The following is a 26,609-nucleotide window of genomic DNA, read 5'->3' on the forward strand; positions in this document are numbered from 1 at the left end:
GGATTAAGATGAGCACTGCCAAAGTTGAAACGTTCGTCAATATTTACCAGCAGTTAAATAAACACACTTTGCATTTGTTAGCTGATATTTATCATCATGATATTGTTTTTTCAGATCCACTTCATAAGGTTTCTGGGCTAAGTCAATTGCATGAATACTTTGCTGACTTATACAGTAATGTTACCGAGTGTCAGTTTGACATCAAATCGTCTCATTGCAGTGGTGATAATGCATTTGTGTATTGGGTTATGAGTTATCGTCATCCTAAGCTGGCATCGCATAAGCAAATTGACGTTAATGGCCACAGTCACCTTACTTTTAACGGCGATAAAATAATCACTCATCAAGATTATTTTGATGTAGGAGAGTTACTTTACCGGCACATTCCCGTCGTTGGATCTGTCATTAAACTTATAGATAAGCGAGCAACTGGCGTATGATTACTTTAATTACAGGTGCCACTTCAGGCATAGGCGAACAGTTAGCTACGAAGTACGCAGATTTAGGTGATACCGTTATTGCTTGTGGGCGAAATACACAAAAGCTGATGCAGCTTGCAAAGCATAACAATATCCAAGCTTGTGAATTCGATGCGACAGATTTACAGGCAATAAAAAGCGCAACAATTGCTTACCCTCACTTTGATAGAGTTATCCTCAATGCGGGAAATTGTGAATACGTTGATGATGCAAAAAACTTTGACAGCAGCTTATTTACTCGCGTTGTCACGACTAATTTACTGTCAATGGGTTACTGTTTGGATGCATTTCTGCCTAAAATCAAATCGGGTGGGCAACTTGTTTTAGTTAGTTCAAGTGTTACCTATCTACCACTGCCTCGTTCAGAGGCTTATGGTGCTTCAAAAGCAGGTGTGAGCTATCTAGCTAAAAGCTTAGCGGTGGACCTTAATGATGTTGACGTTACACTGGTCCACCCTGGTTTTGTCAAAACACCTTTAACTGATAAAAATGATTTCCCAATGCCTATGGCTGTTAGCGCACAAAAAGCCGCTGAATACATTATCTCAGGGGTACAAAAGCGCCGTAAAGAAGTTCACTTTCCATACCGTTTTACCCTCATCTTAAAATGTTTACGTATTTTACCTTTGCCGCTTTGGCTTAAACTTGCAAAAGGATTATCCCGTTGAAAAAAATAGCAATAATAGGTTCTGGCATATCGGGTTTAAGTTGTGCTCACTTACTTCATAAGTACCATGACGTTACTGTTTTTGAGAAGAACAATTATATTGGTGGGCACACTGCTACGGTGGATGTGAATGTAGAGGGTATTGATCATGCCATTGATACTGGGTTTATTGTATTTAATGACCGAACTTATCCTTATTTTGAAAAACTATTAAAGCGCATTGGAATTGAACGAAAACCCACTGAGATGAGCTTCAGTGTGCATAATGAACAAACGGGTTTTGAATATAATGGTCATACTTTTGCTAGTCTGTTTGCTCAAAAACGCAATATATTACGACCTCGTTTTTATAAGTTACTCAATGATATTGTTCGTTTTAATAAGCTATGTAAAGCGTTACACAGTGAAAACAGTTACAAGCAAGAGCAAACCCTTGGGCAGTTATTAGATATACACAGTTTCAATGATTTTTTTCGGTATCATTATATTTTACCTATGGGGGCTGCAATTTGGTCAACCAGCATAAAAGAGATGAGCAGTGTTGGTGTTGAGTTTTTTGTTAAGTTTTTTTACAACCATGGTCTATTAGACATCACAAACAGACCACAGTGGTATGTGATCCCTGGTGGCTCGCGCGAATATATAACCCCTTTAATTGATGGCTTTTCAGATAAAATTCGCTTAAACAGCAATATTGAAACGGTATCAAGGGCTGATGACAAAGTTACAATTCATTTTAAAGGTGGTCAATCTGAACAGTTTGATAAAGTGATTTTTGCCTGTCATTCCGATCAAGCCCTTAAGCTATTACAGGCGCCATCAGATGATGAAAAGACCATTTTAGGGGCCATACCATACTCTGAAAACTCTGTGATATTGCATACTGATACGAGTATTTTACCAAAACGCAAAGCGGCGTGGGCAAGTTGGAACTACTTACTGAATGACAATACCGATAAAGCGGCGGTGGTGACTTACCAAATGAATATTTTGCAGGGTATTAAAAGTGACACTCAGTTTTGCGTTACCTTAAACCACAAAGAGGGCATTGATAAAGATAAAATTCTTCGTGAATTTACCTATCATCACCCAGTGTTTAACAAAGCATCTATTGCTGCTCAGCAGCAAAAACACCAAATAGATGGTAACAATAATAGCTATTTTTGTGGGGCGTATTGGTATAACGGTTTTCATGAAGATGGAGTTAAGAGTGCTGTTGATGTAGCTCGCCAATTAGGTGTCGAATTTGAATAGCGCTATCTATACAGGGGATGTTAGGCATCGTCGATTTGCGGTGAAATCCCATCAATTTAAATACCCTTTGTATATGATGTGGGTTGATTTATCAGCCCCTGAACTGCTAAATAATATACACCCTCAACTTGGTACAAAAGGTTTTAAAGCATTAAAATTTGAGCAATCAGATTATCTAAAGTCCGCAAGCTTAAGCGATGATTCTATTTATACCCGAGCACTCACTAAAATAGCTGAGCTTGGTGTAGCTGACTCTTTCAGTGGAGTTTATATGTTGGGGCAGCTACGTTGTTTTGGTATTTATTTTAGCCCTGTTAACTTTTTTGTGTACCAAACAGATAAAGGCGATTTTACGCACATGGTTGCTGAGGTAAGCAATACCCCGTGGAATGAACGTCACTATTATTTAGTTGAACTTGAAAAGAAAGTGAACTTTAAAAAGGTTTTTTCCGTATCACCTTTTATGGATTTAGATATGAACTACCACTGGTCTACGCGATTTAGTAAAGATCATGCACTTATTCATATCGAAAACAAAAAAGAAAGTGAGCTGTTGTTTGATGCAACACTAAGACTTAAACGCCAGTCGTTAAATAAACAGCATGTAAGCGCTGTTTTAAAGCAGTTTCCAGCGATGACTTGGAGTATTTTTAAAGGTATTTATATTCATGCCTTTAAGTTGTTTATAAAGCGAGTGCCGTTTATAGGTCACTCAGGAAGCGGCACTTAAGCCTCCTCCATAACTAGTTAGGTGATGTAATGGAAAAAGTATCCAGTTTATCAAATAGCCAAAGTAGTAACTGGCTTCTAAAAATATATAAAAAGCTGGTATTTGGCGCGTTTAATAGTATTGAAGAGGGGCAGATCACGTTAATTGACTCTAATGATGTGATCCACTTTGGTAACAAAGCAGATAAACAGCGCGCAGTTAAGCTGACAGTTAACGATGCAGCTATGTACAAAGCATTTGCATTGTCGGGTAGTGTTGGGGCTGGTGAATCTTACATTTTAGGTCACTGGGATTGCGATGACTTGACCAAGCTAATCGAAATTTTTGCCATTAACCAGGCGCAACTTGATGCTTTTGAGAAAAAATTTGCCTTCCTCAGTAACATTCACTTTAGGTTAAATCATTTAAAAAACAAAAATTCTGAGCAAGGATCGAAAAAAAATATTGTTGCTCATTATGATTTAGGCAATGAGTTATATTCCTCTTTTTTAAGTACAGAAATGTTGTACTCAAGTGCTGTATACCCTTCAAAAGATGCAACATTGGAGCAAGCGCAAAATCATAAGTTAGCGTTAATTTGCCAGCAGGTCGATTTACAACAAGGTGATTCAGTGATTGAAATCGGTACTGGGTGGGGCGCTTTTGCAATTTATGCAGCGACTCACTATGGCTGCCATGTAACAACTACTACTATTTCTGATGAACAACATGCTTATGTTGAAGCGAAAATAATTCAGCTGGGTTTAACTGAAAAAATTACGTTGTTAAAACAAGATTACCGTTTGCTTGAAGGGCGCTTTGACAAGCTTGTATCAATTGAAATGATTGAGGCTGTTGGTCACGAGTTTTTACCAAGTTTTTTCAAAAAATGTAATGAGCTACTTAAAGACACAGGTGCTATGTTGATCCAAGCAATCACTATTGCAGATCAACGATATCAACATTACTTAAAAAACTCTGATTTTATTCAGCAATATATTTTTCCTGGTGGCTGCCTGCCATGTATTGACGAAATGAACAAACAAATTATGCAACAGTCTGACATGGTGGTGCACAGTGTGAAAGACATTGGTGTTCATTATGCGCGGACCTTAGCTGATTGGCGTGCACGATTTATCGCAAGCTGGCCTGAAATAGATAAAGTAAAATTTGACCAGCGTTTTTATCGATTATGGCTATTTTACTTAGCTTACTGTGAAGGGGCTTTTAGGACTCGTGTGACGAGCACTGTTCACTTAGTCGCACGTAAGCCTAGATTTAGCCATTCAAGTGATGACATTGCACTCGGTTATTAATTTTTTGCTGTTTCAAGGGGTATGGTTTATGGCCCTGCTCCTTGAAGGCCAAGCAATACCTGCCATAGTTTGCATTATTGCGCTCATGCTTTACTTATCTAAGCAGCGAAAATTAGATGTAATAATTTTAATTATTGGTTTGTTCATAGCGCTTAGTTTTGAATTTATGATGGTGCAACTTGGCTTACTTGAGTTTAAAGCCACTCCTTACCCTGTTTGGTTTGTGCTTCTGTGGAGTGCGTTACTACTTACTATTAATACCTCCATGGGGTTTTTAACTCGCTTGCCGTGGTATCTATCAGTGGTCGTATGCACCATTTTTGCACCCACAAGTTACTGGGCTGGAGCTAGATTTGAAGTTATTAGCATAGTAAATCCACTTTGGTTTTTTTGGCTTAGTTATGGTCTTGCTTGGGCGCTAATGTTTAACGTAATTATTTTTGTCAACAAAAAGGCGGCCCTGTACGTTCAGTCCCAACCTAGTCAGAATATTTAATCAACTATCACCGTAATGTAAGAGGATAGATTATGCGTAACTCACTGTTTATTTTGCTTTGCAGCCCCTTGCTGGTTTTATCGTTTTGTTGTTTTGCAGCTGAGTTTAAACCGGTAGGAGAGAGTCGTTTTGAGTATTATTTTTGGGATGTTTATGATGCTAAGCTTGCCACTCCATCAGGTAACTATGAGTTTGGTCAGCACCCAGCTAGATTAACTTTAACTTACTTAAGGGACTTTGCTGCCAAAGATATTATCAAAGCGACTAATGAGCAATGGCAGCATTTAGGCAAAAGTTCGCTGGTTGGAAAATATGACCAACAATTACTGGCACTGTGGCCTGATATTAAAGAAGGCGAAAGCCTCACTTATGTTACTGATAAACAGAGGCAGGGTGTTTTTTACCATAATGAGCAAAAGCTTGGTGGTATTGATGACACTGATTTTACAGACAGTTTTTTAGCTATTTGGCTATCTGAGAATACATCAGAACCGCAGATGCGAAAACAACTCATTGGAGCACAAGAATGAAACGATTTATCGCTGTTAGTTTATTATTCGCTTGCACACTTTTGGTAAGCTGTGCCGCACCCGATGTGCAACATTACCAAGATACAGGTCCAGAATTTAACTTTAAGCAGTTTTTTAATGGCAAGCTCAAAGCGTATGGCGTTGTACAAGATTTTAAAGGTGAGTTAACCCGTAAGCTCGTTGTAGAGATGAATGCATACTGGGAAGGGAATAAGGGCACCATTGAAGAAGACTTTGTTTATGATGATGGTGAAACTCAGCGCCGTGTATGGCACATTACACTAAACGATGATAATACCTTAACGGGTACAGCCAGTGATGTATTGGGTATAGCGCAAGGGAAAAGCAGTGGCAGTGTGTTTCATTGGACTTATTCTCTAGTTTTAGAAGTGGATGATAGCGAAATAGAAGTGGATTTTGATGATTGGATGTACTTGGTAACACAATCTCGCTTGATTAACCGCACAGCTATTGATAAGTTTGGCGTTGAGGTTGGGGAAGTGACCTTAGTTATCGAAAAAGTTGAATGATACAGAAATTGCTAAACTGAACGGCTTTCAAGCCTCTTTATTCAGTATTGATTAATGAAAAATCATACTTTTATCGGCAATTTATTTAAATTTTACCCATTTTTTAAGAATTTAAGCAAAAATGGCAATTTGCTGTTGCCAATACTTTAAAAATGCATAAAGATAGGTTTTGCGAAGGCAAAATAATAACGAATAGGAATTTAACAAATGAATAAAGCTCAATTAGTTGAAAAAATCGCTACTGATGCAGAAATCTCTAAAGCAGCAGCAACTCGCGCACTTGACGCATTCACTGGCGCAGTAACGAATTCTTTAAAAGAAGGTAATTCAGTTGCACTAGTTGGTTTTGGTACTTTCTCTGTAAAAGAGCGTGCAGCACGTACTGGCCGTAACCCACAAACTGGTGCGGAAATCCAAATTTCAGCGGCAACTATCCCAAGCTTTAAAGCGGGTAAAGGTCTTAAAGACCAAGTTAATCCTTAATAAGCACTTTTATCTTATTAATAAAAAAAGGGCTAATTAGCCCTTTTTTTTGTAAGCCTATAAATACTAAGCTTTTAAGGCTTTATCTCCTCGGCCGATGCCTACAGCACCAGAGCGCACTACTTCGATAATATCAGTCTCATGACGTAAGGTATCTAAAAATGATTCGATTTTATCGATACTGCTAACAAGCTGTAATGTATAACTATTGCGGCCCATATCTAATATAGCACCTTGAAAAACATCCACTACACGCGTTACTGCTGCGCGCTTTGTTTCATCTTGCGCAAATACTTTCACTAAAAGTAGTTCACGTTCAATATGCGCCATTTCTGTTAAGTCGATTATCTTGAGCACATCAACGAGTTTATTCACTTGCTTGGTGATTTGCTCGACGATTCTATCATCACCCATAGTCGTAATTGTTATACGGGATAATGAATGATCGTCAGTTGTGCCAACTGTTAAGCTATCTATATTATAGGCACGTTGCGAGAAAAGGCCGACAATACGTGATAGTGAGCCAGGCTCGTTTTCTAGTAAGATTGATAATATACGACGCATTATGCTTTTACTCCTTTACGTAACCACATTTCATCTATAGCACCGAGCTTAATTTGCATTGGGTATACATGTTCTTTTTCGTCAACACAGATATCTAAAAACACTAACTTGTCATTGATAGACATTGCTTTATCTATCGCAGGTTGTAAATCTTCGAGCGTATCGACACGAATACCTACATGCCCATAGCTTTCGGCCAGTTTGACAAAGTCGGGTAATGATTCCATGTAAGAAGACGAGTGTCTGCCGTTATACATCATATCTTGCCATTGACGAACCATGCCCAGTGAACGATTGTTCAGCGATACAACTTTTACCGCTAGGTTATATTGTAAGCAAGTTGAAAGCTCTTGAATATTCATTTGAATTGAGCCATCACCCGTAACACAAATTGACTCTTTATCAGGAAATGCCAGTTTAACACCCATTGCCGCGGGTAGACCAAAGCCCATAGTGCCTAAACCACCAGAGTTGATCCATTGGCGTGGGTTTTTAAATGGGTAATACTGCGCCGCAAACATCTGGTGCTGACCGACATCAGAGCTTACATAGGCATCACCATTTGTTGCTTTATATATGGCTTCAATAACCGCTTGAGGTTTAATTTTGTCTCCATCAGTACTGTAACTTAGGCATTTTTGTTCACGCCAGCTGATAATTTGTCGCCACCAATCCTCTTGCGCGCTGCGATCGATATTGATAGGGCTTTTATCTATGGCTGTTTGTAATTGTTCAAGTACCGTCGCTAAGCAACCTACAACAGGTATATGGGCTTTAATGGTTTTAGAAATAGATGTAGGATCAACATCAACATGAACAATAGTTGCGTTCGGACAAAACTTTTTGACGTTATTCGTCACACGATCATCAAAACGTGCACCCAGTGCTAGAATTACATCGGCATTGGCCATCGCTTTGTTTGCTTCTAAACTACCGTGCATCCCAAGCATACCAATAAAGTTAGGATGGACACCTGAAATGCCGCCTAATCCCATCAATGTGTTAGTGATAGGCGCATTTAATGATTCAACTAGGTGAGTAAGCTGCTCTGAGGTATTCGATATAACAATACCGCCTCCAGAATAGATAACTAACTTTTTAGCCTCTAAAATAGCAGCTACAGCTTTACGAATTTGTTTTGAATGACCTTTTGTATTAGGACTATAGGTACGTAGCTGTGACGTAGCAGGGAATTGAAAATCATATTTAAGCGCAGGGTTAAGCATGTCTTTAGGTAGCTCAACTACCACAGGGCCAGGACGGCCTGTACTTGCGATATAAAACGCTTTTGCCATTATTGCTGGTATTTCTTCTGCACTACGACAATTGAAGCTATGTTTAACGATCGGGCGAGAGCACCCAACAATATCTGTTTCTTGAAAGGCGTCATCACCAATTAAGCTTGTCGGTACTTGACCGGATAAGACAACCATTGGGATTGAATCCATATAGGCGGTAGCGATGCCTGTGATGCAATTTGTTGCACCTGGGCCTGAGGTTGCCAAAACGACGCCTACTTCGCCAGTAGCACGGGCATAACCATCGGCCATGTGTGTTGCAGCTTGTTCGTGACGGACTAAAATATGCTCTACTTCATCTTGTTGAAATAGAGCATCGTATAAATCAAGAACAGACCCACCAGGGTAGCCAAATATATACTTTACCTTTAATTTTTTTAATGACTGAACAACTAGTTCAGAACCATTATATTGTTGTGTACTCATCCTCATTCCTCTGCGTGCCATCGACCCTTACTTTAAAAGTAGCTAAGGTATTTTATTTAAAAGCATAAAAAAACCCCCGTTTGTGGCGGGGGTTTTTAAAAAGCGAATTCACTTTTCAATACATCCCCACTGGGCTTAAGACTAAGACCAGTACGAGCACGTTAAAAAGGCGAATTTGATATTTCATTATAAGTGTCTTTTAATTTATATAGATTAGCGAAGCATGTGCATAACACTTAACTAAATCATAACTTATTTTAATAGTTTATTTTTAAGTCTTTTAACACCTAATGTCAATACTTAAATTGATTAACCTGCATTAATATTTCTTTTTTCTCTATTTTTCATTTTATTTTTAATGAAATGCATTTCAAATTACGCAAAAAAAGCAGAAGTTATGCGTTTTGTGTTTTTGAGTGTCGCAGCTGATGTTACTGTTATGTGTACGGTCTTTTTTTGTTATTATAAAAATTATTAAAAGCATGAATCAGGCTTCATAGTGAAATATATAAAGTTAAGCGCCACACTTGTTTTGTCATTGTTTACAGGTTTAGTTAATGCCAAAGCATACTCATCGAGCCCAACTGATATTGGTGTTGTTAATAAAGAACGAATTCTCTATTGGCTTGAAAAACGAAACGAATTGAAAGAATCTTCAGATAAAAATATTGCTGTTAATGAGTTCATCGGTAAACCTACCCCTATTCATGCTGCTGACTATGTTAAAAAACATGCTGGGCTAGTTACACAAACTAAGTTTAAACATCAAGCTCATAGCTCAACACTTTCACCTACAGATACAAAAACAACCGTTAAAGTATTGGCTATTTTAGTCGATTTCCCCGATTTACCTTATAACGATAATGGTTTAGAAATCACAGATACAGCAATGTATTATACTGACTATGATGTGCAACATTATCAACAAATGCTGTTTTCAACATCGGGTTATGAAGGGCCTAGCGGACAAACCTTAAATAGTGTGTATCAATACTACCAACAAGCATCAGGCAATAGTTTTAACTTTACAGGGCAAGTGTATGGCTGGGTGCAGGCGGATAAAAACGCTAAAGCTTATGGTGAGCGGCAAGGGGATAACAAAGATATAGATGCGCCAAGTCTAGTTAAAGAAGCAGTAGAAAAAGCCGCAAATCAATTTAGTATAGATTTAAGCGAGTATGATTTAACTGATTTGGACGATATTGATGGTGATGGAATCACTAATGAACCTAATGGAATTATCGATCATGTTATGATTTTCCACTCGAGTGTTGGCGAAGAAGTCGGTGGAGGTGTATTAGGAACTGATGCCATATGGTCCCATAGATTCTATGTTTATAATGACCAATTTCAGCCAACAGAGCTACCGAACAGCTCGGTTGATTTATTCGGGTATACTATTAATCCAATCGATGCGGGTATTGGCGTGGTTGTACATGAGTTTGGTCACGATTTAGGCTTGCCAGATGAGTACGATTTAGTTAGCACTAATATTGGTGAGCCTGTTGCTTCTTGGTCTGTAATGTCAAGCGGCAGTTGGGCTGGTTCGCCACAAGGTTCAGAGCCAGTTATGTTTAGCCCTTATGCACTGGAGTATTTACAAAATCGCTACAGTGGGAACTGGCTAAATCAGCTCACGTTAGATTTAAGTGGAGTTAACGAAATAAATAACCCCGTTATTAGTCATGCCAGTGCGACTGATAAATTGTTGAACCAAATTAAAGTTGAGTTACCTGCTACATTAAAAAGATTTAAACAACCTGTAGAAGGTAAATTTCAATATTACTCAGGTAGGGGTAATAACCTAAATAATACTATGGCGCAGGACATTACAATTCCTGCAACAGATAAACAGACCCTATTAACTCTAAAAGCGCATTATAGTATTGAAAACGAATATGATTACGTGCAAATTACTGTTAATGGTCAAGCAATAGCTTCTCAATACACGTCACAAACAAATGCTTATTACCCAAATGTGCAGCATTTTATTACAGGGGATTCATTATTTCACCCTAATGCACAACAGCCAAATAATTACCTGGAACATACTTTTGATCTTTCTAAATTTGCCGGGCAAAGCGTGGATCTTACAATAAAGTATGTGACAGACAACCTTGTTGAATACTATGGTTTTGTCGTCGATGATATGAAAATAAGTCAAGATGGTAATGTAATCTGGCAAGATAACGCAGAGTTTAAAAGTGCGTTTACGTCAAATGGTTTTAGCCGAATTGGCGAGTATATTTATGACACCCCACAGCACTATTATTTGCAACTACGTAGCTACGAAGGCATTGATAGTGGTTTGCAAAGTGAACAATACTCTCCAGGCTTATTGCTTTGGTTAGCAAATTTAGGCTATGAGAATAATAATACCTCAGCGCATCCGGGAGAGGGCTTAATTTTAGTTGTAGATGCTGATCAAAATGCAATCGCGAAAGGAACAAGCCAATCCCCTGCAAGTACAGATATTCAAATCCGCGATGCTGCATTTAGTGTGTATTCACAGCATCAAGGTTTGGGCGATGAACATTTAACAGCTATCAGTGAATTTACTGATACAGCTGATTATAACTTTTCGGCACAGCGAGAGTCAGGTGTAGCACTTAACCCATTTGGTTTTAGTTTTTCCATTGTTGATCAAGCATCTGATAGCTCTTACGTTGAAGTTGATCTAAATTACAGTGCCCAAACTGGTATTGCGTATACAGCGAATGACTTAACAGTGACGTTTGAAATTAACGGAATGGAGTTAACCCCCACAGACAGTTTCAACTGGCAGTTTGGTAATGATGAGCAAAGTGATGAACTCAGACCAACAGTGACTTTTTCAGAGTATGGAAGTTATGAGGTTCGTTTTTTAAGAACAACCGAATCAGGTGAGACGACTCAAGAGCAATATACAATTACACTGACAGCACCATTAGAAATCGCAAGTATTAACAGTGAGATCGATCAAGGCCTACTAACTGCAACGGCAGTTGTAACTGGTGGTCAAGCGCCATACACCTATGTTTGGAGTTACGGCGATGGAAATACAGCAACTACTAAATCAGTGTCACATAACTATGATTTGAGCGGTAATTACGCTCTATCTCTTATTGTGACTGATAGCAAGGGTGAAGTCGTTACTTTAAATAAAAATCTAGTAGTTGAAGTGCCATTAAATTCGCAAGGTGAGTACTCTGCAAGTGATTTAACCGTTGCATTTAAAAGTGATACACAAGGTGGTTACGGAAGTTATAGCTATTTATGGGATTTTGGTGACAGCGAAACAGCCAACACAGCAGACTCAACCCATACTTATCAGCAAGCTGGTAGCTATACGGTTACTTTAACAGTTACTGATGATAAAACCGCGCAAACAACTGAATTTACTTTGTTGGTCACAGTACAAAAGCAGGTTACAAGTTCTGGTTCAAGTGGTGGCTCATTCGGCTGGGTATTACTCGGTTTGTTAGGCGTGTGCTTTAGAAGAAAATAACATGAAATTAGTAAGAAAAAAGCCAGTGAAAACTGGCTTTTTTATATTCAAAACGATGTTTTAAACTATAGACGATCAATCACAGCTTGAGTGAAATCAGTGGTGCCGTGGCTGCCGCCTAAATCGCGAGTAGTACGGTCACCCGTTTTAATAACGTCAGCAACTGCGCTACGAATACGTTCAGCTGTATCAGCCATTTCTAAATGCTCAAGCATTTGGATAGATGCTAAAATAACTGATGTTGGGTTAGCAAGGTTTTTACCTGCGATATCTGGAGCACTGCCGTGTACAGCTTCAAAGATAGCGGCATCTTCACCAATGTTAGCACCAGGAGCCATTCCTAAACCGCCTACAAGACCCGCACATAAGTCAGATAAGATATCACCAAATAGGTTTGTTGTAACGATTACATCAAATTCTTCAGGGCTCATAACAAGTTTCATACACGTTGCATCAACAATCATTTCAGTTGATTCTATCTCTGGATAGCGCTCAGCAACTTCACGGGCAACTTTTAAGAATAAGCCTGAAGTTGATTTTAAGATATTTGCTTTATGTACCGCTGTTACTTTTTTACGGCCTTCACGTACTGCAAGCTCATAAGCAAATGTTAAGATCTTTTCTGCGCCGTCACGTGTGATCATCGACATAGCTTGGGCTTCATTACCGTCTTCAGATACCACCTGACCTAAGCCTGAGTACATACCTTGGGTGTTTTCACGTACTGTTATGATATCAATGTCTTCGTAACGTGCTTTAGTACCAACAAATGATTTAACAGGGCGTACGTTAGCGTATAGACCAAACTGCTTGCGCAGTGTTACGTTAATTGAAGTAAAACCTTCACCAACAGGCGTTGTTAACGGGCCTTTAAGTGTGATTTTATTACGTGCAATAGTTTCAATAGTCTCTTGCGGTAATAACTCACCCGTTTTTTCTAACGCGGCTAGACCTGCATCAACGAATTCATAATCAAAATCGCATCCTGCGGCTTGTAATATCTCAAGAGCTGAATCAATAATACTTGGGCCTATGCCGTCGCCTTTGATCACTGTGATGGTTTGTTTAGCCATGAAGTTTTCCTATTAAAGTTAGAAATGCACATAAATAGTTCGCAAAAACAATCTGCGATCGCATGTTAGATTTATTTACGTGAATGAATATGAAAATTTAAGCGGCTTTTATAGCAATTTATTCAGTAAATTTCCACTAAAACCCGTTAAATTAGGCAATATGTCTAATAAAATGATGGTATCAGACGCTAGATGACAAATTTAAGTCTGGCAAATGCGCATAAAAATGCTGACTGCTTTGCCAACCTAAATTCTTAAGCACGCTATTTATAGTCTGATTTTGCCAACTACTAAGTGGTACTTCAGGCCGAAACACATTGAGTATTAAAAGTTTAACGCAGACCCATAACTGGGATTCAACACTGAGCTTTTGTTTTTTATTTTGTTCTGCATCAAGTAAAGGCTGGGTCCAAGGGTTATCACCAACTAGATTCAGTAATGAAATCGATAATTGCTCGCTATCGTGATTTTCTACACCAAATAGCCATGCCAGAGGGCGACTAATATCACTTTTGGCTTCATCATCGCTTAATATTTTACGACTTAGCGCATTACTACAGTAGTCAAATAAATAGGCTACATATGCATAAACGGGTAATGTAAGTTGTTCAAATTGCAAGCTAGTATCTTTACTCACTAGTAATGCTAATATTTTAATAATCGCGTCCGTTCTAATTCTAATATGTTCTTGTAAAGGGTGGTGATGGGTTTGTACAAGCTGCTGAAAAAGAACCCGTTGTATAATTGCTGGTGCGTTATCTATTCCCACCATAGATAAGCAATGGCGTAGATCTTTACCTGCTAAATGCTCTTTATTATAGGGTTTAACGGCTTCTCGTAAATTGTTTATGGTATTAGTTTGATTCTTTAACAGTTTTTCAATTGCGTGATATGAATATTCGTGTTGAATTTTCAGTTGACTAATTAATAAAATAATCTGCTGTTGAGTATGCACTGAAGTGTTAATAGGGGCTGCAAGGTGTTCATTAAACCAAATACCGTAGATCAAACGTTTGTCTTTGGTTGGGCGTTGCTTGTCTTGACAACTAATTTTACCAGATATCGCGTGCCAGCGAACTCGTTTCTCATCATTTAAGTTAACGATTAGTATCTTATTTTTACTGATTTTGCCAACGTAGATCAATTGCTGATCAGAGAAGATAGCTATGCTACCTGGTAGGTAGGGTCCAATCTCACTAATCAGTGATTTTAATGCGTGCTGGGCAAAGCTATTTGGGGTACGTACATAAATATCAGCCACTGCCTTGTATAAGCTTACATGGTCGTTTGCAGCACGGTATGTAATGTTCATGGCAATAATGTTGGCCAGAGCGACCAGTGTTGTTGCACCGTCATAAATCATGATTTTTGGCGTGCTCAATAAAGCTTGCTTATATTTGTTCAGTGGAGCCAATATCCGAGCTATGTTTGGCGTGGCTACTTTTGCCGACTGTAATAACTTTATTGCCAATTGATGGCGCGCTTGCCATTGTTTTTTCTCTTGCGGATTGAGAGTGTGTTGTTTAGCTAATTTATTCGTCTGTACTTGAACACATAAGTAATTAGTGAGGCAAACGGCGAGCAATAGCTGTGATACCTGCGTGTTATAACTAAGGCTCTTACAAAAAACTGCGATAAGAGTGCATTGTGTAACAACTAAATTTGTAGTGTAACCATAACTTTCAACATACAAACTCAGTTGAGCTTGTAGGGCATTTGGATTTGTTTTATATAGCAGATAAAATTGCTCAGCAAGCTGATTCAATAGTGGGTAAGTGTGAGGCCATTGCTCTTTATCATTATATAGGCGCAATAATTGATGTGTTTTTTCATATAAGGAAATGAGCGGCTCAGAAGGTGAATTTTGCATTAACTTAGTCAGCCCGGCGCATATAGGTTTCATAAGCACTTGGGCCCCATAAAATGAGCTCACCATTTTTAAATAGTAATCCGGTACATTCATCCATTGTGGTAATACCGTCAGATTTAACGTGTTGAGTACGGTAAAAAATAATCTGCCATACGTTTTCTTCAACGCGTTTTGCATATGTTAAGTCAGGACTGCCTAAATCATCCAATACATGATTTAAATTTGTCGGTTGTTCAATACTTAGCTTTGCAATGAAGCGTTTATTAAACGCTTCTCTGTCTTGCCAAATCATCGCCTGAGGATCATCTTTATAAAAGGTAATTACTAAAGTAGCGATAAGTGCATAAACACCTAGGCCTAGTATGATGTAACGAAAAACCTTTTTAAACATTGTACTCTCTTAAAGTCGGACGCATCTGCGCCACTACATTGATCATATGAAGATAAGCTCTGTTATCAAGTATACGCATAGCTGCAGCTAACAGCTATGTTAATGCGATAAGTTGAGTCTTAATTGCTTTAAACTAAAGCCTAAATGGATATCAGTTCGTAGGCTAACAAGTTGTTTTGATATGATAAACATTTCCATTCCAGTACTTAGCTTGTTACGAATAGCCACTGAGAGTGTGTCATCATCTAGTGCTTGGGTAATATCCTGATGTTTTCTAATAATCTCCTGCGCACTTTTGCTGCCAATTCCTTTTACACCAGGAATATCATTGGTTTTATCGCCTGCAAGCGCCCAAAAGTCGAGCAATCTGTGTTGCTCTACATTAAATCTATCTAGGATACTTTGTTGCTCTACGTAGCTTTTTTTAAAATAGTCATAAACATGGATTGTGCTACTCAAAGCGGGCAAAAACCCCTTATCAGTTGACACAATAGTGCTTGATACATGGTGCCTCGCGGCTTTAAAAGCAAGTGTTGCAATTATATCATCGGCTTCATCATTTTCTGGGGTGAATACAACAATCCCTGTCTCCTCAATTGCTTTACTAAATTTAGCTAAGTTATCTTTGAGTGTTTGAGGCATCGGGGAGCGGCTATTTTTATACTGTGGATAATAGTGATAACGCCAACTTCTATCGCCATCGAATACCGCAATTGCGTGGGTTGCTTGTGATGAACGAATGAGTTTTTGACAAGCATGTGCAACGCGTTGACAGCAGGTCATAATCATTTGCTCTTCGCTACCTTTGTTTTGGTTACTATCAACGGCATAGATGCGCCTTATCAAGTTTAGCGCATCTATTAAAAGTAATTGTCCAGACACATGTAACCTTTAAGCTTTTATTTCATAACAAGGGATATATTTTGTCCCAGGTAATTTCATTCGCCCTTGCGCGACAAATGCCTGTAACAATTTATCCATATTTTTCATTATTGCAGGTTCGCCACTGAGTACAAATCGGCCGTGTTTCTTGATTGCTTGAATGCCTTCATCTTTTACATTGCCTGCCACTATGCCAGAAAATGCGCGACGTAAATTAGCCGCTAAAATTTGCTTAGGCTGATTTAAATGCAAATCTAACCCCGCCATGTTTTCGTGGGTTGGAGCAAAAGGCTGTTGAAAGTCGTTATCTATTTTTAAAGTCCAATTAAAGTAATAAGCATCACCTTGGCTTTTACGATAATCGCGGACATTGGCCATAGCTGACTTGAGCTTTACAGCCACTAATTGCGGATCGTCGATGATTACTTCAAATTTAGTTAAGGCTTCATGGCCTAATGTCAGCTCTATAAATTTACACAATTCAATAAAATAACTTTCACTTTCTTTAGGTCCAGTAAGAATAACTGGCAACGACTGCTTTTGATTATCTGGATGTAATAAAATACCTAATAGATAAAGCAACTCTTCTGCTGTGCCAGCGCCGCCCGGGAAAATAATAATTGCATGTGCTGTACGAACGAATGCTTCTAATCGCTTTTCAATATCAGGCAGTATCACTAATTCATTAACAATAGGATTGGGTGGCTCTGCGGCAATAATACTTGGCTCAGTTAAACCTAGATAACGATTATCGGTATTACGTTGTTTGGCGTGGCCAATGGTTGCCCCTTTCATTGGCCCTTTCATTGCACCAGGACCACAGCCGGTACAAATATTTAAACCACGTAGCCCTAATTCGTAACCGACTTGCTTGGTGTATTTGTATTCTATTTCACTAATCGAGTGGCCACCCCAGCACACAATCATACTCGGATCGCTATCGACCTTTAATGCTCCCGCATTACGAAGCATATCAAAGACCATATGAGTTATAGCTTTTTGTTCGGTTAGATCTTTTTCATATTTTTGACAGATGAAGAGAATATCGCGAATAACAGAAAAAATGTGTTCATGAATACCCGTAATAATTTCGCCATCAACAAATGCCGTTGTTGGTGGGTTTTCTAATTCAATTTTAATGCCGCGTTCACGGCTTAATAAACGAATATCAAAGTTTTCGTATTTGTTATAAATTTCTAGGCTTGAATCGGTATGACTGCCAACGTTTAAGACGGCCAGAGCGCAATTTCTAAATAGCTTATAGCGTTCACTGGTAGAGGACTGCTCTAATAAATCAACTTCTAATTGCGACAGTAAATCTAACACACCTGTCGGGTTTAACTGTATTAACATAGGCAAATTCCTTGCTGTAACTGCTTGGTTAGTCGTTGTTATTTATTAATACATAACCTATCACGACCTGTATTTTTTGCTTTATAGAGTGCATCATCGGCACGGTCAAAAGCCTCTAAAGGGGTGTCGCCTTTTTTAAACTGGGTTGCACCGATTGAAATTGTTATTTCAACATTTTTACTTCTAAATTTAAAGGGAATGCCTTTTACTGCTTTGCGTAGTTTTTCAAGCGGCGCGCTCGCATGCTCTAGTGACATTCCAGGCATAAGTAATACAAATTCTTCACCACCGTAACGCGCTATAAAATCTGATTTACGAATCGACATTTGTAATGCTTTTGCAATCACTTGCAGTGTTTTATCTCCAGCGCTATGGCCATATCGATCATTTATTGATTTAAAGTGATCAACATCGATAACAACCAAAGTAACATCAAACTCTTGCACTGCAAATAAATGAAACTCATGGTTAAATCGTTCATCAAATGCGGCTCGATTAGGCAGCTTTGTTAAGCCATCAAGCAAACTTTTAAAGCGTTGTTCATGTAAGCGCTTCTTATATTTAGATAATTTGCCTTCTAAGTTACCTACGCGCTGGTTAATATCTTTAAAGCTTTTTATCAGCGCTTGCCTGTCTTCTTGTTCAAGGCGCTCTTTTTCAATTAAATCTTTGCTGAGTGATTTTAATTCATTATCGACTAAGGCTTTTAAAGATGAAATAGAGGTAGCATCTTGCGTTTGAGTTGTCAGGTTATTAATTTTGCTCTCAATGCGCTTATTAAGCGCATCAAATTCTGCCCCCATAGACTCAGAGTGCTTACTCGTTGCAACAATTGAATGATGTAATTCTTCAAGGGTTTGATTTAATGAAACTAAAAAACTTTGTGCTGATTGACGCTCTTTACAGATGTTACTCGCAATAATGCGAATAATCTCAATGGCTGCATTGAGTAAGTCATCAACCGTGTCTGTTTCAGAAATTCTATTTTTAATAGCTTTTACTTGATCAGCGGCTTCATCTTCAAACACCAAATCATTTGCAAGCGTGAGTAACTCTTTTGCTAAGCCTGGCTGGCTAGTACCCGCTTCTTCTTGGCAAAGCGTGAGCTTTACATTCAATGCTTGGTGGTAGATAGCCACTAATTGATTCAAAATTGGGATGAAATCGTTGGTTGCTTGTACGTTATTCAGCTCGTGGTCTAAAAGATGGCGTAAAGTTCTACGGGTCGCGTCAGGTAAACCTTTGGTTTTTTGTAATAATTTACCTGCATCTAATACGCTATTATATAATTCTCGCTGCTTGGCTGTTTGTTGCGCTTCTTGGGTTTTCAATAAAGCTAAAATTTCATCAATCAGTGGAGCGAAATTTTCAAAGTCGACACCTTTTGAAAGTGCACTTCTGAACTTAGCTAAACGGTTATCAAGTTCAATATCCAACCCTTTACAACTCAGAGAAAGTTTAGCTGTTAGGTTTGATAATGTATCCACCTGATACTTACGCGCATTTTCGAGTACCATACGTGTATCAATGGCTTGTTTTAGCTTTTTATTTAAAACATCGAGCTTTTCTGACACTAAGAGTTACCGCCATTGATTAAATTGTCTATAGCATTAAGTTTACAACAAAATTGGCACAAATGTAGTTACCAAGTCAAAAACTTAGGATTTGATGTTGATTTTTATTCATCGACCTTAATAGACCTGGATTTTGTCGCTTTTAATTCACATTTTTTTCTATCGTTGTTAGGCTCCTCGGTAATAAATTATAAATATTAAGAGTTTTTATGAAAAAGTTTTTAGCTTTATCAATTGCCGCTGCGCTGTCACATTCGGCCATGGCCGATGTTAATTATTCATTGTCAATCACTGAGCCTGCGCACCACTTAGGTAATGTCAGTGTGGAGTTCCCTCAAACGGCACAAGCACATTTAGACGTAAAGTTACCAGCATGGCGCACAGGTCGTTATGAAATTTTAAATTTAGCTAATGGAGTACGCTATTTCTCAGCGAAAGATGATGATGGCAAAGCACTTAAATGGGAAAAAGTAAACGCCAGTACATGGCGCGTACACCTTAATGAACCAACCGAAGTAAATATCGATTACCAAATCTATGCCAATGAGTTAGGTAAACGAGCTCGTCATATTGATGATAGCCATGCATTTATTGATGCATCAGGCTTTTTTATGTTCAGCGAATCATTTCGTCAAGAGCCAGTTACCGTCAAGATTGATGTTCCAAAAGATTGGCGTTCAGTTTCTGGCATGGCAAATAACGGTTCAAAGCATAGTTTTAAAGCGGCTGATTACGATGTACTGGTAGATTCACCCATCGAAACAGGTATCAACCAATTACATAAATTTGAGGTTGATGGCCGAGATTACGAGTTAGTCATTTGGGGCGAAGGTAATTACGATGTTGATCTAATGCTTAAAGACTTAAAAAAGCTCGTTACTACAGGCAACGTAATTTGGGATGACTACCCGTATGAGCGATATGTATTTATGGTGCATGCAACATCTGGAGCAGGGGGAGCCACTGAACATTTAAACTCGACGATTATTCAACGCCCGCGTAATCGTTTTGGCTCACGCGAAGATTACCTTGCATTTATTTCAACAGCAGCTCATGAGTTTATTCATACCTGGAATGTAAAAGCCTATCGCCCAGAAGGGCTTGTACCTTATGATTACACGAATATGAACTTTGATAAATTACTCTGGATTGCTGAAGGCTCTACTAGCTATTTTGAAGATCATTTGATGGTACGTGCGGGTATTTCAACTACCGATGAGTTTCTTAAAACCTTAACAAAAACCGTTAACCGTCATTTACAAACCCCTGGACGTGAAGTACAAAGTGCCACTGAAACGAGCTTTGATAAGTGGATTAATCAAGGTGGCGATCATGCCCGTAATTACAGCACTAATATTTATTTAGAAGGCGCGTTAATTTCAATGGCGCTTGATATAGACTTACTCGATAAAAGTAACGGTCAGCAAAGTTACCGCGATGTTCACCGTGCGCTGTATAAAGATCACAAAATGCCACATGGTTTTACTGCTGAGAATGTTAAAACTATTTTAAAAGACTTAACGGGGCGGGACTATAGTGATTGGTGGGCTACGAATGTCGATAGCCCAGCAGCGATAGATTTTGATGCGCTTTTAGCAAAAGTAGGGTTAGAACTTGCTCGTCCTAAAGGTGCAAAGTCTGTGGCCAGTATTGACAGCTTTGCTAAAAATACCGGTGAGTTAATTACCCTTACTCATGTTCGTCGTGGTGGCGCAGCATGGCAGGCTGGTTTAACTACCGATGATAAAATCGTTGCTATCAATAAAAAGCATGTTGGAAAAGACTTAAAAGCATCGTTAGAGACATTCAAAGCCGGTGACAAAGTAACGATTGATTACATTCGCCGTGATGAACTACAAAGTACGACATTAGTGCTCAGTGAAGACTTTGATAAAGCTAAAAAGGTAGTGGCGCTTAAAAATGCCAATGAGCAGCAAATGGCATTATTTAAAGCATGGATGGGTGTTGAACACCCAAAACTCGCTAAGAAATAAATACTATTTAGTGACTCTAGGTTATGAGTAAAAAGGAGCTGCGGCTCCTTTTTTACTTTTAGGGGTGTGAAAAGTGCGTTTCGTCTTTTTAATAAATGCAGCCGTAGCAAAGTGATTGTTTATAGCACTGGTTAATTGTTGATTTTTGCGTGCGAAAAATGATTTTTTAACACTGGCCGCACTACGTGCTTTAATATCACTAACTTGTTCACAGTTTTGAGCAAACGGATAAGGCATTAACGAATAGCCTGCTACTTTAGTTTCCCATATATGTTGTAAGTCACAATCAACAGGGCGGCCAAATTTTTCAGTCGCTGCTAGCAATTGTTTGGCTCCGCCAAAACTTATTGCAGTAGCGCAACAGCCTGTCATCAACTTTTTATGGATCACTAAGTGTTGCTTATGCTGTAAAGGAACTTGGAAGGCAATAGAGCGGCTTCTGTTTTGATAAGCAGATAATTTTATCATCTGCCAATCTATTGGTGCTTGTTCAATATTTTTGATTGTATGGGTAAGATCATTTTTTAAGATAAAATCATCTTCAAGCACAATAGCGTAATCAAGCTGCCTATCAACAATAGTTTGCCACGCTTTACGATGACTTAAATAACAGCCGATTTGTCCAGCACTGAGCGGGTAGTGATATTTTTGCTTATTGAGGCTAGGACTGTAATTAATTTCTCTTTGTGCTGGCGTAAGTGTTGCCCCATCAATTGCATCTATACACTCAAAACTTAGCCCATGTGCGGCTAATTGTCGCTGGCTGTTTGCTAATCGCTCAGGTGAACGTTCAAGGTTGATCACAAAAATAGTAGGCATCGTTGGCTGCTTTTTTCTTAATAATTATTAAAATTTTAGCTATTAATGATGACAATTTGATTGCAGCATTTGCTGTTAAGTTAAAAGTTCAGCATGTGCAAAGTGTTTATACATTTTGTTACATTATAACACCGCCTTTGGTCGCAGAAATATTGACCCTCCTAACTATTCACGCGTAACCTAATTTATAAATAACAAAAAGGATGAAATTTCATGCGTTTAAAACCTCTTATTGCACTGTGTGCTTTGGCATTTACAGGTACTTCATTTGCTGATGAGGGTATGTGGCAGCCACATCAACTACCAGAGCTTGAATCTATACTTAAAGCAAAAGGCCTAGAGATAGATGCAAAATCAATCTCTAAGTTAACGGAGTTCCCAATGAACGCTGTTATCAGCCTTGGTGGCTGTACAGCATCGTTTGTATCACCAAAAGGGCTAGTGGTAACTAATCACCACTGTGCGTATGGTTCGATTCAATACAACTCAACACCAGAGAATAATATACTAGAAAATGGCTTTTTAGCTAAAAAAGCATCAGACGATTTACCTGCAGCCCCTGGCTCTCGTGTTTATGTAACAGAAACCGTAACAAACGTGACTGACAAAGTGATTAAAGGCACTGAAAAGCTCAGTGCAAAAGCACGTTACGACGCTCTTGAAAAAAATGAAAAACAACTTGTAGCAGAGTGTGAAGCGGATGATAACTACCGTTGTAATGTGTATTCATTTCATGGTGGTTTGGAGTTTTACTTAATAAAATCGCTCGAAATTAAAGATGTTCGTTTAGCCTATACACCAGCGATGGGCGTAGGTAAATACGGTGGTGATATAGATAACTGGATGTGGCCACGCCACACGGGTGATTTTGCCTTTTACCGTGCCTATGTTGGTAAAGATGGTAAACCGGCTGAGTACAGCGAAGATAACGTACCTTACGTACCAGACTCTTATTTGAGTGTGAGTGCTAAAGGTGTTCAAGAAGGCGACTTTGTTATGGTTACGGGTTACCCAGGACGTACAAACCGTTATCGCATTGCCGCAGAGGTTGATTACGTATTTAATACTAGTTACCCAAAAGCGCGTACTCACAATAGTAAATATGTATCGTTAATCGAAGAAAACTCTGAAGATGGCAGTAAAGCCCGCATTGCTTATGAAAGCACTATTGCAGGGTATAACAATTACATTAAAAACTACGGCTCAATGATCGAAAGCTTTAATAAAGGCACTATGTATGAGCGTAAAAAACAGTTTGAACAAGACTTAACAAACTGGATCAATAACGATCGTAAACTGAAGAAGCAATACGGCAGCGTATTAGCTGAACTTTCATCATTAGTTGAGCAGTCACAAGAGCATAACGAACGCGATCGCATGTTAGGCTATGTACATCGCTCACAAATGATCAGTACGGCTCGTCGTTTATACCGTTTAGCGTATGAAAAGCAAAAACCAAATAGTGAGCGTGAGTCTGGTTTTCAAGAGCGTGATATGCCAAGACTTGAAGCAGGCTTAAAACGTATGACGCGCCGCTTTGACGAAAATGTTGATAAAGCAATCTTACTGCACTTTTTAGAGCTTTATGCCGCACTACCAAAACAAGAACGCTTCGCCCAGGTTGATAAAGCATTTAACTTACAAAATGGTTTTGATAAAGCAAAGCACAGTGCATTACTAGATAAGATGTATGCTAAATCATCACTTAATAATGAAGACACACGTTTAAAATTGGCTCAGCAATCATTTTCGCAAATTAAGACAAGTAATGATCCGTTTATTCAATATGCTGATGCCATTTTTGCTGTTATGAAAGCACAAGAAGATAAAGACAAAGCACTCGCTGGTAAACTACAAGCTGCGCGCCCGCAACTGATGGCTGCCATTATTGCTTATAATAAAGCACAAAACAAACCTGTGTACGCAGATGCAAACAGCACACTCCGTGTAACTTACGGGACGGTGGGTGGCTATTCTCCGCAGGATGGTTTAGTAGCAACACCGTTTACCTCACTTGAAGGTTTACTTGCTAAAAACACCAATGTTGAGCCGTTTAATGCCCCTGAAAATCTGCAAAAGCAGATCAAAGCTAAATTATATGGTGACTACACCGGCGGCATGAACACAGTGCCGGTTAACTTTTTATCAAATGTTGATACTACCGGTGGTAACTCAGGTTCACCAACGCTTAATGGCAAAGCGGAGCTGGTGGGTTTACTGTTTGACGGTGTATACGAAAGTATCATTGGTGATTGGGATTACAACCCTGCACTTAACCGTTCAATCCACGTTGATTCTCGCTATATGCTATGGGTGATGGATAAAGTAGATAACGCACAAAACTTGTTAGACGAAATGAAAATCGTAAAATAAGTAAAAGCTAAAATAGTCAGAGGGCGCTTACCTTAACAGGAAGCGCCTTTTTTGGTTCTTACGCAGGTTGGGTTGAGTGTGACAAAACACAGCTTCAGTTAACCTTGGTGTTTTGCATTATCGATTGACTGCAAAGAGCCATGTAAGCGGACGGTGGTACTAACTCGTTTCTGCCCCATTCCTACTTAGAGTAACGACTCGTAACATTTCTTGGCTTCAGTGTTTGACCAAATTTTAATAATGATTAGCTGATAAACCTAATTGCATAGCAATATGGAGTGACTGTATCCATTATTTTGTGATGACTCATTTGTCAATGGTATGTAGAATGAAACCGAGCATTAAAATACTAATACTAAATCCAAGGTGAGGAACAGTTTGAGCTTAAATAATGCGCATGAAGGATATGACTATCAAGATCTAATAACAAGCTATTTCATACTGGAAGAGATACTAAATGGCAATCGAGAAAGCATCTTCTCAATAGACAAAAAGCATACGACAGGAGATACCCCGGATAGATTCGATGACTTAGTTATAACTAACGGGGATAAAGTACAACGCAAGCAAGTAAAATATAGCAATGAACAGACATCTGTCAGGCTCACCAAAGATTACCTTTCTGCCGATAGCCACTATAAGATAGCGTTACATAAATTATATGAATCATGGAAAGCTCTTAGCAATATTCATACTGAATTTAGGTTATGTTTAGCCTGGGATGAGCCTGTTGAAAGCAAAATTCTGAAGGTGTTAAACCTTCAGCCTTCAAGCCTATCGTCATTCGACTCATTTCCAACTAAAGTTTTTAAGATCGACATAAACCAACTTTGGGAAGTTGAGCCTGAGAATTTCAACCGTTGGGATAGTCTAAAGCAATATGTAAAAGAAAATAACATTGATAGAGATGATTTCCGAAAATTTTGTGAATGCCTTCTAATTGAAGTTAACCTTCCAAAAGCCAGTTTAAAATTTGATTCTCCACATGAACTAGAAAAAATATTAATCTCGCAAGCCACAAGGCTAGGAATTGGACAATATCCAAACGATGATATTAACACCATTGATTTTTTAGTGAGACTTGTAAAGCACGTTGGTAGTTATAGAACCAACTCTGCGGTTGTAGCAACTCTAGATGTATTGAAAGATCTGCGCATTAAAACTGATTTTGGAAAAGTTCAGCAAAAGTTTGAAATTGACCAGAGTAAAAACGTTAAGTCCGATTGTAGATATAGTTCATTCTATAACTTTGTTGTAAACAGCAAGAAAGTAATTTTATCAGGTGAACCAGGAGCTGGTAAGTCATGGTTTCTAACCAATCTAATAGATTACTTAGAACGTGAGGAAATAAATGTTCTTCGCCATTATTGTTTCACAAGTACTGAAGACGAATTTGTTGAGAGAAGGGTCAGCTCTAATACATTTTTTGGAAATCTAATAAGCGGAATAGAAAAAGTATATCCGGAGCTAACTAAAGTAAAAAATCAGACTTTTGCGGCTAACTTAGATGAACTAAACTTGCTTTTGCAAAAAATAGAAGAGCCGCTTGTAATAATAGTAGATGGCTTAGACCATATTAATAGAGTTCTAAGTTCGTCCATTAGCTTACCTAAAGAAAAAACTCAAATTCTAGAAAATATATCTCAGGTATGCATTCCCGATAACGTAACAATAGTATTAGGCTCCCAGCCTGTTGAAGAGTTAAATTTTCTTAAAAAGGACTTCAGTTATAGGGAGCACCAGTTGCCTGCTTGGGGCATTCAGGATACTAAAGAGTTAGCAAAAAAACATGGAATTACAAAATTAGATTGCAATGATGAAGATATCGTCACATTAATTCATGAAAAAAGTGAGGGTAATCCACTTTATTTAACTTATATATTGTTAACACTAGAAAATAGCGAAGTAATAAGCTGAATCGCCCCGAGTTCATCGGAGACCAGTTTGTTTAAGTCAGGCCACTTTACCTGACTCGTTTAAATTATCATAGTAGTCTGTTTCATATTGAGCTGGTGAAATATACCCAATTGAAGATAATAAG

The 26,609-nt window shown here is 38.6% G+C and carries 22 protein-coding genes; 13 read left to right on the plus strand and 9 right to left on the minus strand.

Annotation, left to right across the window (positions count from 1 at the left end):
- Positions 1-8 precede the first annotated feature (8 nt).
- From QMA12_RS15865 to QMA12_RS15905, 9 genes are all read left to right on the plus strand, one after another.
- On the plus strand, positions 9-440 hold the full coding sequence (locus tag QMA12_RS15865) for a nuclear transport factor 2 family protein (RefSeq protein WP_290210620.1): 432 nt from the start codon (positions 9-11) through the stop codon (positions 438-440).
- Positions 437-1,147, plus strand: a complete 711-nt coding sequence (locus QMA12_RS15870) for an SDR family NAD(P)-dependent oxidoreductase (protein WP_290210621.1) — start codon at positions 437-439, stop codon at positions 1,145-1,147. Before QMA12_RS15865 ends, QMA12_RS15870 begins: the two co-directional genes overlap by 4 nt.
- On the plus strand, positions 1,144-2,400 hold the full coding sequence (locus QMA12_RS15875; RefSeq protein ID WP_290210622.1) for an FAD-dependent oxidoreductase: 1,257 nt from the start codon (positions 1,144-1,146) through the stop codon (positions 2,398-2,400). Before QMA12_RS15870 ends, QMA12_RS15875 begins: the two co-directional genes overlap by 4 nt.
- Positions 2,393-3,130 carry a DUF1365 domain-containing protein gene (locus QMA12_RS15880; RefSeq protein ID WP_087531532.1) on the plus strand — a complete coding sequence of 246 codons (738 nt, stop codon included), beginning with the start codon at positions 2,393-2,395 and terminating at the stop codon, positions 3,128-3,130. The genes QMA12_RS15875 and QMA12_RS15880 overlap by 8 nt, the downstream gene beginning before the upstream one ends.
- A gap of 29 nt (positions 3,131-3,159) precedes the next feature.
- A complete protein-coding gene (locus tag QMA12_RS15885) occupies positions 3,160-4,425 on the plus strand; it encodes a cyclopropane-fatty-acyl-phospholipid synthase family protein (RefSeq protein ID WP_087531531.1) in 1,266 nt (421 codons plus the stop codon).
- The gene (locus tag QMA12_RS15890; RefSeq protein ID WP_290210633.1) at positions 4,403-4,921 is read left to right on the plus strand and encodes a DUF2878 domain-containing protein; all 519 of its coding nucleotides are present in this window, start codon (positions 4,403-4,405) and stop codon (positions 4,919-4,921) included. Before QMA12_RS15885 ends, QMA12_RS15890 begins: the two co-directional genes overlap by 23 nt.
- Positions 4,922-4,953: 32 nt before the next feature.
- Positions 4,954-5,451 (plus strand): chalcone isomerase family protein, encoded by a 498-nt coding sequence (locus QMA12_RS15895; protein ID WP_290210623.1) that lies wholly within the window; start codon positions 4,954-4,956, stop codon positions 5,449-5,451.
- Positions 5,448-5,981, plus strand: a complete 534-nt coding sequence (locus QMA12_RS15900; protein WP_087531528.1) for a DUF3833 domain-containing protein — start codon at positions 5,448-5,450, stop codon at positions 5,979-5,981. The genes QMA12_RS15895 and QMA12_RS15900 overlap by 4 nt, the downstream gene beginning before the upstream one ends.
- Before the next feature lie 207 nt (positions 5,982-6,188).
- Complete coding sequence (locus tag QMA12_RS15905; protein ID WP_087531527.1) at positions 6,189-6,464, plus strand: HU family DNA-binding protein; 276 nt, start codon at positions 6,189-6,191, stop codon at positions 6,462-6,464.
- A gap of 66 nt (positions 6,465-6,530) precedes the next feature.
- Here QMA12_RS15905 and ilvN read toward each other — a convergent pair whose 3' ends face one another.
- The gene (ilvN, locus tag QMA12_RS15910; protein ID WP_087531526.1) at positions 6,531-7,028 is read right to left on the minus strand and encodes an acetolactate synthase small subunit; all 498 of its coding nucleotides are present in this window, start codon (positions 7,026-7,028) and stop codon (positions 6,531-6,533) included.
- Positions 7,028-8,752: an acetolactate synthase 3 large subunit gene (locus QMA12_RS15915; RefSeq protein ID WP_290210624.1), complete on the minus strand. Its 1,725-nt coding sequence runs from the start codon at positions 8,750-8,752 to the stop codon at positions 7,028-7,030. Before QMA12_RS15915 ends, ilvN begins: the two co-directional genes overlap by 1 nt.
- A gap of 499 nt (positions 8,753-9,251) precedes the next feature.
- On the opposite strand from QMA12_RS15915, the gene QMA12_RS15920 reads away from it, so the two are divergent.
- Positions 9,252-12,239 (plus strand): immune inhibitor A domain-containing protein, encoded by a 2,988-nt coding sequence (locus QMA12_RS15920; RefSeq protein ID WP_290210625.1) that lies wholly within the window; start codon positions 9,252-9,254, stop codon positions 12,237-12,239.
- A gap of 65 nt (positions 12,240-12,304) precedes the next feature.
- Here QMA12_RS15920 and QMA12_RS15925 read toward each other — a convergent pair whose 3' ends face one another.
- From QMA12_RS15925 to QMA12_RS15950, 6 genes are all read right to left on the minus strand, one after another.
- Positions 12,305-13,312: an isocitrate dehydrogenase gene (locus QMA12_RS15925; RefSeq protein ID WP_087531524.1), complete on the minus strand. Its 1,008-nt coding sequence runs from the start codon at positions 13,310-13,312 to the stop codon at positions 12,305-12,307.
- 181 nt (positions 13,313-13,493) lie between these two features.
- The gene (locus tag QMA12_RS15930; RefSeq protein ID WP_290210626.1) at positions 13,494-15,215 is read right to left on the minus strand and encodes a hypothetical protein; all 1,722 of its coding nucleotides are present in this window, start codon (positions 15,213-15,215) and stop codon (positions 13,494-13,496) included.
- Positions 15,187-15,573: a DUF3192 domain-containing protein gene (locus tag QMA12_RS15935; RefSeq protein WP_087531522.1), complete on the minus strand. Its 387-nt coding sequence runs from the start codon at positions 15,571-15,573 to the stop codon at positions 15,187-15,189. The genes QMA12_RS15930 and QMA12_RS15935 overlap by 29 nt, the downstream gene beginning before the upstream one ends.
- 99 nt (positions 15,574-15,672) lie before the next feature.
- Entirely contained in the window at positions 15,673-16,455 is a 783-nt protein-coding gene (xni, locus tag QMA12_RS15940; protein ID WP_290210627.1) for a flap endonuclease Xni, read from the minus strand.
- A 9-nt stretch (positions 16,456-16,464) separates the two neighbouring features.
- Positions 16,465-17,808 carry a nucleotide 5'-monophosphate nucleosidase PpnN gene (gene ppnN / locus QMA12_RS15945; RefSeq protein WP_087531520.1) on the minus strand — a complete coding sequence of 448 codons (1,344 nt, stop codon included), beginning with the start codon at positions 17,806-17,808 and terminating at the stop codon, positions 16,465-16,467.
- 38 nt (positions 17,809-17,846) lie between these two features.
- Positions 17,847-19,382, minus strand: a complete 1,536-nt coding sequence (locus QMA12_RS15950; protein ID WP_087531519.1) for a GGDEF domain-containing protein — start codon at positions 19,380-19,382, stop codon at positions 17,847-17,849.
- Between the two features lie 209 nt (positions 19,383-19,591).
- Here QMA12_RS15950 and QMA12_RS15955 point away from each other — a divergent pair, with 209 nt between their 5' ends.
- Positions 19,592-21,376, plus strand: coding sequence for a PDZ domain-containing protein (locus QMA12_RS15955; RefSeq protein ID WP_290210628.1), 1,785 nt, complete (start codon positions 19,592-19,594; stop codon positions 21,374-21,376).
- A gap of 21 nt (positions 21,377-21,397) precedes the next feature.
- Here QMA12_RS15955 and QMA12_RS15960 read toward each other — a convergent pair whose 3' ends face one another.
- Positions 21,398-22,195: a glycosyltransferase family 25 protein gene (locus tag QMA12_RS15960; protein ID WP_290210629.1), complete on the minus strand. Its 798-nt coding sequence runs from the start codon at positions 22,193-22,195 to the stop codon at positions 21,398-21,400.
- A 213-nt stretch (positions 22,196-22,408) separates the two neighbouring features.
- Between QMA12_RS15960 and QMA12_RS15965 the strand changes: the two genes are divergently transcribed.
- On the plus strand, positions 22,409-24,568 hold the full coding sequence (locus QMA12_RS15965) for a S46 family peptidase (RefSeq protein ID WP_087531516.1): 2,160 nt from the start codon (positions 22,409-22,411) through the stop codon (positions 24,566-24,568).
- Positions 24,569-24,946: 378 nt separating this feature from the next.
- On the plus strand, positions 24,947-26,485 hold the full coding sequence (locus QMA12_RS15970; RefSeq protein WP_290210630.1) for an ATP-binding protein: 1,539 nt from the start codon (positions 24,947-24,949) through the stop codon (positions 26,483-26,485).
- Positions 26,486-26,609: the final 124 nt, after the last annotated feature.

Source organism: Pseudoalteromonas sp. APC 3893 (assembly GCF_030408095.1).
Taxonomy (GTDB): Bacteria; Pseudomonadota; Gammaproteobacteria; order Enterobacterales; family Alteromonadaceae; genus Pseudoalteromonas.

Coding starts and splice junctions, on each gene's coding strand:
- QMA12_RS15865 (WP_290210620.1), top strand. CDS start 9: ATGAGCACTGCCAAAGTTGAAACGTTCGTCAATATTTACCAGCAGTTA.
- QMA12_RS15870 (WP_290210621.1), top strand. CDS start 437: ATGATTACTTTAATTACAGGTGCCACTTCAGGCATAGGCGAACAGTTA.
- QMA12_RS15885 (WP_087531531.1), top strand. CDS start 3,160: ATGGAAAAAGTATCCAGTTTATCAAATAGCCAAAGTAGTAACTGGCTT.
- QMA12_RS15890 (WP_290210633.1), top strand. CDS start 4,403: ATGACATTGCACTCGGTTATTAATTTTTTGCTGTTTCAAGGGGTATGG.
- QMA12_RS15895 (WP_290210623.1), top strand. CDS start 4,954: ATGCGTAACTCACTGTTTATTTTGCTTTGCAGCCCCTTGCTGGTTTTA.
- QMA12_RS15900 (WP_087531528.1), top strand. CDS start 5,448: ATGAAACGATTTATCGCTGTTAGTTTATTATTCGCTTGCACACTTTTG.
- QMA12_RS15905 (WP_087531527.1), top strand. CDS start 6,189: ATGAATAAAGCTCAATTAGTTGAAAAAATCGCTACTGATGCAGAAATC.
- ilvN (WP_087531526.1), bottom strand. CDS start 7,028: ATGCGTCGTATATTATCAATCTTACTAGAAAACGAGCCTGGCTCACTA.
- QMA12_RS15915 (WP_290210624.1), bottom strand. CDS start 8,752: ATGAGTACACAACAATATAATGGTTCTGAACTAGTTGTTCAGTCATTA.
- QMA12_RS15925 (WP_087531524.1), bottom strand. CDS start 13,312: ATGGCTAAACAAACCATCACAGTGATCAAAGGCGACGGCATAGGCCCA.
- QMA12_RS15930 (WP_290210626.1), bottom strand. CDS start 15,215: ATGAAACCTATATGCGCCGGGCTGACTAAGTTAATGCAAAATTCACCT.
- QMA12_RS15935 (WP_087531522.1), bottom strand. CDS start 15,573: ATGTTTAAAAAGGTTTTTCGTTACATCATACTAGGCCTAGGTGTTTAT.
- ppnN (WP_087531520.1), bottom strand. CDS start 17,808: ATGTTAATACAGTTAAACCCGACAGGTGTGTTAGATTTACTGTCGCAA.
- QMA12_RS15955 (WP_290210628.1), top strand. CDS start 19,592: ATGAAAAAGTTTTTAGCTTTATCAATTGCCGCTGCGCTGTCACATTCG.
- QMA12_RS15960 (WP_290210629.1), bottom strand. CDS start 22,195: ATGCCTACTATTTTTGTGATCAACCTTGAACGTTCACCTGAGCGATTA.
- QMA12_RS15965 (WP_087531516.1), top strand. CDS start 22,409: ATGCGTTTAAAACCTCTTATTGCACTGTGTGCTTTGGCATTTACAGGT.